Source organism: Enterococcus sp. C65, assembly GCF_040887165.1.
Lineage (GTDB): Bacteria > Bacillota > Bacilli > Lactobacillales > Enterococcaceae > Enterococcus_B > Enterococcus_B hirae.
Genome location: NZ_JBFOFG010000006.1, coordinates 121956 through 133486, shown reverse-complemented (window position 1 = coordinate 133486; position 11531 = coordinate 121956). Strand labels below are relative to the sequence as shown.

At 38.4% G+C, this 11531-nt stretch carries 9 protein-coding genes; 7 read left to right on the top strand and 2 right to left on the bottom strand.

The genetic code is table 11. The annotated features are described in order from the left end of the window. The first annotated feature begins 12 nt into the window (after positions 1–12). Positions 13–912, top strand: coding sequence for a deoxyribonuclease IV (locus AB3I12_RS08480; RefSeq protein WP_010737962.1), 900 nt, complete (start codon positions 13–15; stop codon positions 910–912). 243 nt (positions 913–1155) lie between these two features. On the opposite strand, the gene AB3I12_RS08475 is transcribed toward AB3I12_RS08480, so the two are convergent. After that, positions 1156–2733: an Nramp family divalent metal transporter gene (locus tag AB3I12_RS08475; protein WP_063627390.1), complete on the bottom strand. Its 1578-nt coding sequence runs from the start codon at positions 2731–2733 to the stop codon at positions 1156–1158. Positions 2734–2971: 238 nt separating this feature from the next. On the opposite strand from AB3I12_RS08475, the gene AB3I12_RS08470 reads away from it, so the two are divergent. The 4 genes from AB3I12_RS08470 (at position 2972) to AB3I12_RS08455 (ending at position 7266) form a co-directional block, all read left to right on the top strand. Then, the gene (locus AB3I12_RS08470; RefSeq protein WP_063627389.1) at positions 2972–3196 is read left to right on the top strand and encodes a YneF family protein; all 225 of its coding nucleotides are present in this window, start codon (positions 2972–2974) and stop codon (positions 3194–3196) included. Positions 3197–3370: 174 nt separating this feature from the next. Beyond that, positions 3371–5131, top strand: a complete 1761-nt coding sequence (locus AB3I12_RS08465) for an ABC transporter ATP-binding protein (RefSeq protein ID WP_063627388.1) — start codon at positions 3371–3373, stop codon at positions 5129–5131. Continuing rightward, on the top strand, positions 5121–6899 hold the full coding sequence (locus AB3I12_RS08460) for an ABC transporter ATP-binding protein (RefSeq protein WP_010718540.1): 1779 nt from the start codon (positions 5121–5123) through the stop codon (positions 6897–6899). The genes AB3I12_RS08465 and AB3I12_RS08460 overlap by 11 nt, the downstream gene beginning before the upstream one ends. A gap of 232 nt (positions 6900–7131) precedes the next feature. Further along, complete coding sequence (locus tag AB3I12_RS08455; RefSeq protein ID WP_265096494.1) at positions 7132–7266, top strand: hypothetical protein; 135 nt, start codon at positions 7132–7134, stop codon at positions 7264–7266. Positions 7267–7483: 217 nt separating this feature from the next. Here the strand turns inward: AB3I12_RS08455 and AB3I12_RS08450 are convergent, their stop codons facing one another. Beyond that, positions 7484–8374 (bottom strand): MurR/RpiR family transcriptional regulator, encoded by an 891-nt coding sequence (locus tag AB3I12_RS08450; RefSeq protein ID WP_063627387.1) that lies wholly within the window; start codon positions 8372–8374, stop codon positions 7484–7486. Positions 8375–8594: 220 nt separating this feature from the next. On the opposite strand from AB3I12_RS08450, the gene AB3I12_RS08445 reads away from it, so the two are divergent. Both AB3I12_RS08445 and AB3I12_RS08440 read left to right on the top strand, forming a co-directional pair. Then, on the top strand, positions 8595–9989 hold the full coding sequence (locus AB3I12_RS08445) for a 6-phospho-beta-glucosidase (RefSeq protein WP_063627386.1): 1395 nt from the start codon (positions 8595–8597) through the stop codon (positions 9987–9989). A 13-nt stretch (positions 9990–10002) separates the two neighbouring features. Then, positions 10003–11436, top strand: coding sequence for a 6-phospho-beta-glucosidase (locus tag AB3I12_RS08440; protein WP_063627385.1), 1434 nt, complete (start codon positions 10003–10005; stop codon positions 11434–11436). Positions 11437–11531: the final 95 nt, after the last annotated feature.

Genomic DNA, 11531 nt, shown 5'->3' with positions numbered 1-11531 from the left:
AGGAAGAATTTTATGTTATTAGGGTCACACGTAAGCATGAGTGGAAAAAAAATGCTATTAGGGGCAGCAGAAGAAGCTGCAAGTTACGGTGCTTCAACCTTTATGATTTATACTGGAGCACCGCAAAATACTAGACGTAAAGCAATTGAAGACATGAATATCGAAGCGGGGAAAGCGTATATGAAGGAACATGGATTATCTGATATAGTGGTTCATGCACCTTATATTATTAATTTGGGAAATACGATTAAACCGGAGATGTTTCCTTTTGCGGTTCAATTTTTAAGAGAAGAGATCGTCCGAGCGGAGGCTTTAGGAGCAACCCAGATCACTTTGCATCCAGGTGCCCATGTCGGTGCAGGTGCCGAAGCTGGTATCGCCAAAATCATTGAAGGATTGAATGAAGTTTTGACGAAAGAACAGACTGCACAAATTGCTTTAGAGACAATGGCTGGTAAAGGGACGGAAGTCGGTCGGACATTTGAAGAATTAGCGCAGATCATTGATGGCGTGACTTTGAATGAAAAATTGTCTGTGACATTTGATACTTGTCACACGAACGATGCAGGCTATGACGTGTGTCATGATTTTTCAGGTGTCATGACAGAATTTGATAAAGTAATCGGCTTGGATCGATTGAAAGTGTTACACATCAATGACTCGAAGAATCCTCAAGGGTCACATAAGGATCGTCATGCTAATATTGGTTTCGGGACGATCGGTTTTGATGCACTGAAAGAAATCGTACATGAACCGATGTTTTCAGATATTGCCAAAATCTTAGAAACCCCTTATGTAGGGAAAGAGAAAAAAACGGCCTATGCACCATATGGAAAAGAAATTGCTATGTTAAAAGAAAAACACTTTGATCCAGAAGCTTTCCCAGAATTATTAGCAGCAGTGAATGAATAAACAAATGAAACCTTAAAGTTTTGATTGTAGGATCTGTGCAAAATCTACTGATATTAGTAGAAAAAAACGTGATTTATCTCTTCACGAAGACATTTCAACAAATGGACATCAAAGCTGTTGAATGTAGTTATACGAATTAAAATAAGCCGAAGAATTTCCCTGAGTAACTATTTCGGGATTCTTTGGCTTATTTTTTAAAGTTGGACACTTAAGGAACAACTTTTTTATCATCTAATCTTTTTATTAGTTATTTTCTTGGACGGTTAGTTGTTGCAAACGTTCTGCGTATCTTTTGTTCCCTTTATACAAGTCGAAGATCGTCCAACACAATAAGGCTAAGACAGCAAAGATAATCAAGTAGGCCACATTGTCTGCCCACATCAATTCATTGGTAGTTGCTTGATCACCAAAGAAACTTTCGATTTGTCCAGGCAACCCTCGTAAATTCAAGAATGTCAGACTGATTACGGAGACCCAGCCTAAAGATTTAACGAATAGATTATTTTTAAATTGTTTCCCCATCTCTACTTCACTATTTGTCATCATCAATAATGGAATCATTGAAAAAGGAAGCGCAAATGCAAGGAATACTTGAGATTCGTTCATCAAATGATTCAAAGCAGTATGTTCTTCGATCGTTCCTTTCGTGCTGGTAAAGAGGACACAGAGTAAAACAGGGATGACAGACAAGAGACGTGTGACCAAACGACGTAACCAAATCGGCATACGCATGTGGATAAAGCCTTCCATGATCACTTGTCCTGTCAGTGTTCCAGTAATCGTAGAATTTTGTCCAGAAGCTAAAAGGGCAACAGCAAATAATGTAGATAAAATGCCAGATTTTGCTACAGTGGTCAATACATCATTGCTCATAACAGAAGGATTAGACAATGCTTCGTAAAGCCCAAAAAATGATGGGTCTTGCACAGAACCATTTTTAAATACTGCAACGCCCATGATCAAAAGTAAAGCATTGACTAAAAAAGCCATAGTTAATTGAATATTAGAATCCCAAGTTGTAAAACGAACAGCTCGAGCGATATCGGTTGGGTCTTTCCGATCGATTTCTCTCGTTTGTGAGACTGCAGAATGGAGATACAAATTATGAGGCATGACAGTTGCGCCAATGATTCCTAATGCACCTGTCAATGGTGTTTCACCACCAATCATCGGTGAATCAGCAAACGTTTTGCTATTAGGAACAAAGCCAGCAAATAAATGTTTCCAGTCGGGATTTGACAAAGCCACTTGGTAGACAAAAACGAATAAAATGACAAAGATCAAACAAACGACGATCGCTTCAATTTTACGAAAGCCAATCTTAGTTAACATCAATAAAACAAAAACATCAAAAACAGTAATAAATACAGCAATTACTAATGGAATATCAAAAAGTAAATAAAGGGCAATGGCGGCCCCAATTACTTCTGCAATATCGGTTGCCATGATTGCCAATTCAGTTAACACCCACAAAATCACACCAAGTGTTTTACTTGTACGGGCTCGGATGGCTTGGGCTAAATCCATTTGACTAACGATGCCTAGTTTTGCTGCCATATATTGCAAGAGCATAGCGACTAAGCTGGATAAAAGAATGACTGACATCAGTAAATATTGAAAGTTTTGACCTCCTGTAATAGAAGTCGACCAGTTTCCTGGGTCCATATAACCTACCGCAACGAGTGCGCCAGGACCTGAATAAGCTAATAATGTTTTAAAAAAACTTTTCCCTTTAGGAACTTTGACTGTCCCGTTCACTTCAGCTAAAGATAAGCCGTTGGTGTGTTCAATCAATTTTTGTTTATGGAATTGATTACTCAAAAAGATCACCTCTCATTTTCTTCACGACACCATTCTACACCTGCATCAAAAAAATTGAAAGCAATTTATTCGGTTTGCCTAAAAAAAATATATGGTTAAGCTTCTATTTGGCGAAGTTATAGGAAAGCAGTAAAATAAACTTTTTAGCCAAAACTAAAGAAAACGCCTTTCTTTTTTGGGAAAACTTTAGTAAAATAAGTCATTGAGAGCAATTCGGAAATAGAAAGGAGAGATTTATATGGTAACAACAGGAATAGTCGTACTTATCGCAGTTATTGCTTTATTAATCGGCGCAATCGGTGGATTCTTTTTTGCGCGTAAATATATGAAAGATTATTTAGAAAAAAATCCTCCCGTTAATGAGGACATGTTACGATCAATGATGATGTCAATGGGGCAAAAACCATCTGAAAAGAAAATTCGTCAGATGATGCAACAAATGAAAAACCAAGGGAAAAAATAAGGTTTTCATTGGACAAATCATAGCGGGCTGATTGATTTCAGCTCGCTTTTTTTGTTAGATGGATTTATGGAAGCGATTAAAAACAAGGTTGTGTAGTTAGTGAGAAAAATAAGTAACACTGACTAAATTTTCAAGAGAAAAAGAGGTTGATGGGAGTTAAAAAGGAGGAAAAATATGTCTATTTTTAGGAAGTTGGGTTGGTTTTTTAAACAAGAAAAGAAGCACTATGTGATCGGCGTTTTTTCTTTATTATGTGTTGCTTTGGTTCAGTTAGTTCCGCCTAAAGTAATCGGGATCATCATCGATGAGATTGCAGATAAGAATCTCTCCATGCGATTTATCGTCTTTTGGATCGCTGTATTAATCGGATCTGCCATTTTACAGTATCTCTTTCGTTTCATTTGGCGGGTGAATATTTGGGGAAGTGCAGCGAGGTTAGAGAAGGAATTACGTCAGCGTTTGTTTATCCATTTCACCCGTATGGATAGTATGTTTTATCAAAAATATCGTACAGGTGATTTAATGGCACATGCGACCAATGATTTAAATGCGATCCAAAATGTGGCAGGAGCAGGCATCTTGACATTTGCTGATTCGGTCATTACTGGTGGAACCACAATCATTGCCATGATCTTTTTCATTGACTGGCGCTTGACGTTACTTGCTTTGATCCCTTTGCCGCTATTAGCTGTTACTTCAAGGATATTAGGATCAAAACTACATGATGCTTTTCGAGAATCACAAGAAGCTTTTTCCAGTATCAACGACAAAACGCAAGAAAGTATTACTGGGATTAAAGTAATCAAAACTTTTGGGCAAGAGCAGGAAGATCTGGCAGATTTTCAAGAAAAAATCGAACAGGCAATCACCAAGAATAAACGTGTCAACTTTTTAGATGCTTTGTTTGATCCGTTTATCACGCTGATCATTGGGTTATCTTATGTTTTAACGATCATCTTGGGTGGTAAATATGTGCTAGATGGCACGATCACGATTGGACAAATGGTTTCCTTCATCAGTTACATTGGAATGTTGGTTTGGCCGATGTTTGCTATTGGTCGGTTGTTCAATGTTCTGGAAAGAGGAAATGCTTCTTATGACCGAGTGAATGAACTCTTACATGAGAAGACTCATATCGTTGAACAACTTGGTGCAGTGAAGACGCCCGCAAAAGGAGAATTAAATGTAGAGATCGCGCAATTCCATTATCCCAAAGAAGAATTACCCGCCTTGGAACAAATCAAGTTTGCAATTAAAGAAGGGGATACATTAGGAATTGTTGGTAAAACTGGTGCTGGAAAAACCACGATCATGAAGTTGCTGATGCGTGAATATGATGACTATCAAGGACAAATCAAATTTGGTGGTCGTTCGATCAAAGAATATTCCTTAGATGCTCTTTTACATTCTATTGGCTATGTACCACAAGATCATTTTTTGTTTTCAATGACGATTCGTGAGAATATCCGTTTTTCTGATCCTAAGTTATCTAACGAAGAAGTGGAAGCTGCTGCTTCGTTAGCATCAATCAACCAAGAGATCAAAGAATTACCGAAGGGGTATGAAACATTAGTTGGTGAGCGGGGTGTTTCCTTATCTGGTGGACAAAAACAGCGGATCTCGATTGCCAGAGCATTGATCCAAAATCCAGAGTTATTGATCCTTGACGATGCGTTGTCGGCAGTGGATGCTAAAACAGAAGAAAGAATTTTGCGAAATTTAAAAGAAATTCGTCAAAGTAAAACCACGATCATTGCCGCTCATCGACTAAGCAGTGTGATGCATGCTGATGAAATCATCGTCATTGACAAAGGACAGATCGTTGAACGTGGCCGTCACGCCGAGCTATTGGCTTTAGGTGGTTGGTACAAACAAATGTGGGAAAAACAACAGTTAGAAGCCAAAATTGAAAGGGGAGAAAATGATGGAAGATAACTATCAATCCGAATGGTCAAAATCCATTCCATTGCGAGAGCAAAAGCAAATCATTAAACGCTTGTTGCATTTTGCTAAACCCTTTAAAGCGACTTTCATCATTGCCATCCTGTTTGCTTTGGGATTGTCAGTAATCAATGTCCTATTACCTCGAATCATTCAAACCTTTATGGATGAATATTTAGCCAAACAATCTGCTACGACACAAGTGATTCTATTTTTTGCAGGTTTGTATTTATTTGGGGTCATCGTCAAAAGTATCATCTGGTTTTTCCAATGGTATTTGTATTCCAATGCTTCGCTTAAAACCTATCAATATATCCGTATAAAACTATTTGAAAAATTGCATACATTGGGAATGAGATATTTTGACCAGACACCAGCCGGCTCGACTGTCTCAAGAGTCACGAATGACACCGAAACGCTTTTTGAATTTTGGTATGTTTTTCTGATGGTATTGACAGGCATTTTCGCAGTAGTTTCCTCCTTTATTGCAATGTTTCAAATCAACGGACGCATTGCTTTATGGCTGTTGCTTTTTTTACCTGTTCTAGGAGTCGTGATCTGGTATTATCAAAAATTTAGTTCTCGGATTTATCGTAATATGCGAGAAAAGTTAAGTCAGTTGAATACTAAATTAAATGAATCCATTTCAGGGATGCGGATCATCCAGCAATTCCGGCAGGAAAAACGGTTAGCAAACGAATTTGAAGCGGTCAATACGGATTATCTCAATACACGATACGCTATGATCAAAACCAATTCGCTGTTATTGAGCCCGATTATCAGCTTTTTATATGCATTAGCCATTGCTTGGGCACTGACGCTTTTTGGTTTAGATGCCTTAAAATCACCAGTGGAAGTTGGACTGATCTATGCTTTCACCACATATGTCCAAGGGTTCTTCAATCCGATGTCCCAAATGATGGATTTCTTAAGTATATTCACTGACGGAATCGTCGCTGGTAGCAGAATCTTAAAAATCATGGACACAGAAGAATACGCACCACAGCAACATGAAGGAGCAAACAAAACCATCACTGAAGGGAAAATCGAATTTCGTAATGTCAGCTTTTCCTATGATGGAAAAAATAAAGTGCTGAACAACATTTCTTTTGTTGCCAATCCTGGTGAAACTGTCGCATTAGTCGGTCATACTGGCAGTGGGAAAAGTTCGATCATCAATGTATTGATGCGTTTTTATGAATTTTATGAAGGACAGATTTTAATTGACGGGTGTGATATTCGGGAATATCCGATTGCTGAACTTCGTAAAAAAATGGGGTTAGTTCTCCAAGATGCTTTTCTATTCTATGGGGATATTGCAGGAAATATACGTATGATGGATCCAGCGATCACAGATGAACAGATACGTGCAGCGGCAGAATTTGTCCAAGCAGATCGCTTTATTAATGAATTACCAAATGGGTATCATTCAAAAGTGATTGAGCGAGGCGCAAGTTATTCTAGTGGACAACGACAATTGATCACATTCGCACGAACCATTGTTACTGACCCTAAAATCTTGGTTTTAGATGAAGCAACTGCCAATATTGATACCGAGACAGAAGGGTTGATCCAAGAAGGATTAGCAAAGATGCGTCAAGGAAGAACCACTATTGCGATTGCGCACCGCTTATCAACGATCAAAGATGCAGAACTCATTCTTGTCTTGGATAAAGGAAAAATCGTTGAACAAGGAACCCACCAGGAGTTGCTAGTAAAAGAAGGACTGTATGCTGATATGTATAAACTCCAAAGTGAATAGTTGTTCCAAATAGAAGTAATCAGACAGAGAAAAAGAGGAAATCATCTTCTTTTTCTCTGTTTTTTTAATAAAGACAATTTTATTGAGTATCAGAAGTAGAGTACCTTGAACAATAGCGTTTGAAATAAACAAAACAGATATAAAATAACTATTTAGTGATCATTTCTTAGCGGAGACATTTTATCGTCTGTCAGAACTTAATGAAAAACAAAAAGTAGTTTTGGTAGACTTAATGGCCGACAAGATTGATGATCCAAAAGTATCCGTAGAAGAGCTCAAAAAAGTAGTGGCTGCCAAAATGGAACAACTCTCATCAATTGAATCAAAACAAAGAAACAAAGAGAGTGAGGGGGGGAGCAAGTTTTAGTCAGGCAAGAGAACGTGGACTAATAGGCGCTACTGAGCCTAGTCCAACTGCTAACAACTACGAAAAACAACATGAAATTTAAGCAAACAAAACCTAAAAAATATCCATGTCGTCGTGGATAACTTTTTTAGGTTTTTTCTTTTCCGACTAACTTATACAAGCTAGATGGTGAAAAGAGGAAACAAGTAAGCGAGCAAAAAGTGTAGGATAAGATAATTTATTCCTTAATTGCAGGAGGCTCTTCCATAATAGAGGAGCTGATTGGGCGATCGTCTACTTTTTGTCCGATATTGATTAAATGGTTGAGGTTTTTTTGATATTCCTCTGCAAAGATACAGCTGTATAGTACGTCTAGTAAGTAACAAATTGAAGTATTGATCGTAAAATTACTGATTTTGGAATACAATCGTTCTCTGGTAGTGATACGAAGGATTGCTGAGCTGAAAGTAGAAAGAGTGGAATCACCAATACTCGTCAATGTTAAAATCGGCACATTGATTTCTTGCAAAATCTTGGCTGTTCGTAACATCATTTTATTTTCGCCGGTATAAGAAATTAAGATGGCACAAGTATCAGGCGTACAGTTGTAGGCTTCATAGTAGGATTCGCCTGAAGTCGTCACGATCGTTACGTCTCGTTTGATTCGCTTCATTTTCAACATAAAAGCCTGCGAGATCAAAGTATTCGAATTACTAGAAAAAAGGACGATTTTTTTTGCTTTCAATAAAAGCTGTTTTGCTCGTTGTAAGTCATCGTGGTGAAGCAATGAGAGTGTGTCTTCAATCGTCATTCGTTCCAGTGCAGCGACTTTGTTCGCAATAGACATGATTCCATCGTTTTCTAGAAAGGGGAGGTTGGCATCAACTTCTTGAAAATTTCCTTCCAAATACTCGTTTTCCGCCAAAAAAGCTTCCTTAAAGTGGACCCAACCGTTGAACCCAGCCTTTTTGGCAATCCGAATCAACGTAGAAGGATGGACATAACATGCCTTCGCAATTTGTTGAATTGTTGCTTCTTTGAGTTGATGTTCATGGCTTTGAATAAAATGGATCACTTCTGTTTCTGCGGGAGAAAAAGCAATTTTTTTTAGTTTTTCTTTTAATAGCATGACGATCCTCTTTTACATGTTTTTAAGTTTTTGTGTAAAAATATTGTAAGCGCTATTTATTGATTCGTCAATCGTTCGTTGTTCTTATACAAGATTTTTACAAAATAATCGGCTATATAATGAATTTTTGTAAATGGAAATGCAAAAGAATAAAGTTAACTTGTTGTTTTCGTTTACAAAAAACATAATATAGTTGTAAAAACAAAAAAGGAGGAAGCTCATGGAACGAAAAGTGAAGATTGCAACAATTGGTGGCGGAAGTAGCTATACCCCTGAATTGATGGAAGGGTTTATTAAACGATATGAAGAATTACCGATTAAAGAAATCTGGTTAGTGGATGTAGCAGAGGGTCAAGAAAAACTAAGAATCGTCAGTGAAATGTCTCAACGAATGTGGGATGCTTCGCCTTATGATGTTAAGATCTATGCGACGTTGGATCGAGAAGAAGCACTGCGGGATGCTGATTTTGTAACAACTCAGTTTCGGGTAGGTCAATTAGATGCCAGAGTGAAAGATGAACGAATCCCTGCATATTATGGCATGCTTGGACAAGAAACCAATGGAGCTGGCGGTATGTTCAAAGCGTTTCGTACCATTCCGGTCATTCTTTCAATCGTAGAAGATATGAAAAGACTATGTCCCGATGCTTGGCTGATCAATTTTGCCAATCCTAGTGGAATGGTTACAGAAGCTGTCGTTCGCTACGGAAAATGGGAAAAGGTGATTGGGCTTTGTAATGTACCAGTTATGGCAATGATGACAGAGCCAGAAATGCTGGGAGAAACCAAAGAAAACTTGATTTATAAATTTGCTGGACTCAATCACTTTCATTGGCATAAAGTAGCAGATTCACATGGAAACGATCGAACGAATGAGCTAATCGACCGACTTTATGCTGAAAATAATGGCTTACCAAAAAATATATTCGATGTGCCGTTTTTCAAGGAACAATTACAACAAATGCAAATGATTCCTTGTGGCTACCATCGCTATTATTATCGTGAAGAAGAAATGTTGAACCATGCTTTAGAAGAATATCAAACAATTGGTACAAGAGCAGAACAAGTTAAAAAAACGGAAGCAGAATTATTTGAGTTGTATCAGGACCCAGAACTAGACCATAAACCAGAACAGTTACAACAACGTGGGGGTGCTTATTATTCAGATGCTGCCTGTGAAACGATCGCTTCGATCTATGCCAATAAAGAAACCCAAATCGTTGTTTCAACAAAAAATGACGGCGCTGTTCCTGATCTGCCTGCTGATTGTGTCGTGGAGGTCACAGCGTATGTCGGGGCACAAGGAGCACGTAACGTTGCTTTCGGTTCTTTGCCACCAGCTGAACGTGGCTGGCTTCAAGTCATGAAAAATATGGAATTATTGACGATCGAAGCGGCAGTGACGGGTGATTATGGCACAGCGCTTCAAGCATTTACGATCAATCCCTTAGTACGTTCGGGTGAAACAGCGAAACGGATCATGGATGAATTGTTTGTTGCTCACGAAGCGTATTTGCCACAATTTAAGGAAACGATCCACCGCTTAAAAGAAGAGGGGATCGAAGTACAAGATGAAATAGCAAACAACCTGACAAAAACTTATCAAAAACAATAATGGAGGAAGTAGGATGGCATTTAGGAAAGACTTTTTATGGGGTGGCGCAACGGCTGCCAATCAATGTGAAGGAGGCTACGCTGAAGGTGGACGTGGTTTAGCTAATGTTGATGTTGTTCCGATTGGTAAAGATCGTTTTTCAGTGATCACTGGTAAACAAAAAATGTTTGACTTTGATGAGGAACATTTTTATCCAGCAAAAACAGCCATTGATATGTACCATCGTTACAAAGAGGATATTGCACTTTTTGCGGAAATGGGATTTAAAACTTATCGCTTATCCATTGGGTGGAGTCGTATTTTTCCAAAAGGTGATGAAAAGGAACCAAATGAAGAAGGGTTGAAGTTCTATGAAGATGTCTTTAAAGAATGTCAAAAATATGGAATCGAACCGTTAGTGACGATTACTCATTTTGATTGTCCGATGCATTTGGTCAAAGAATATGGTGCTTGGCGTTCTCGAAAGTTGATAGAGTTTTATGAAAGACTTTGCCATGTCATTTTTAATCGTTACAAAGGACTAGTGAAATACTGGTTGACCTTCAACGAAATCAATATGATTTTACATGCTCCATTTATGGGCGCTGGATTGTATTTTGAAGAAGGGGACGATGTGGAACAAATCAAATACCAGGCAGCCCATCATGAATTAGTTGCTAGTGCAATCGCTACAAAGATCGCTCATGAAGTGGATCCAGAAAATAAAGTTGGCTGTATGTTAGCAGCTGGCGCAAATTATCCTTACACTTGTAAACCTGAAGATGTCTGGGCGTCAAGAAAGGCGGACCGGGAAAACTATTTCTTTATTGATGTCCAGTCAAGGGGAAGTTATCCCGCCTATGCCTTAAAAGAAATGGCACGTAATGGAATCAAAATCGAGATGGAACCAACTGACTTAGAATTATTAAAAGAACATACCGTTGATTTTATTTCATTCTCCTATTACTCTTCCCGGGTAGCTACTACTGATCAAAAAGTATTAGAGCAAACGGCCGGTAATATTTTTGAATCGGCTAAAAATCCTTATCTTTCAGCCAGTGAATGGGGCTGGCAAATTGATCCATTGGGGTTACGTATCACGATGAATGATCTTTATGATCGTTACCAAAAGCCATTGTTCATCGTCGAAAATGGATTAGGTGCGATTGATACACCAGATGAAAATGGCTATGTAGAAGACGACTATCGGATCGATTATTTAGCACAACATATCCAAGCAATGAAAGATGCGGTTGAGCTTGATGGTGTGGATCTCCTGGGCTACACGACTTGGGGCTGTATCGATCTTGTCTCTGCTGGGACTGGCGAAATGAAGAAACGCTATGGGTTCATCTACGTTGACCGTGACAACGAAGGAAATGGGACATTGGAACGCTCGAAGAAAAAATCGTTCAACTGGTATAAAAAAGTCATTGCAACAAATGGAGAAGATTTAAGTAACGAATAGTGAATTAAATAAAAGTCTATTGTTTTTAAACTGATTTTTCGAGTATAATAAATCTATTCGAGGAAAGAGTAAGCAGAACAATAGACTTTTTTTTC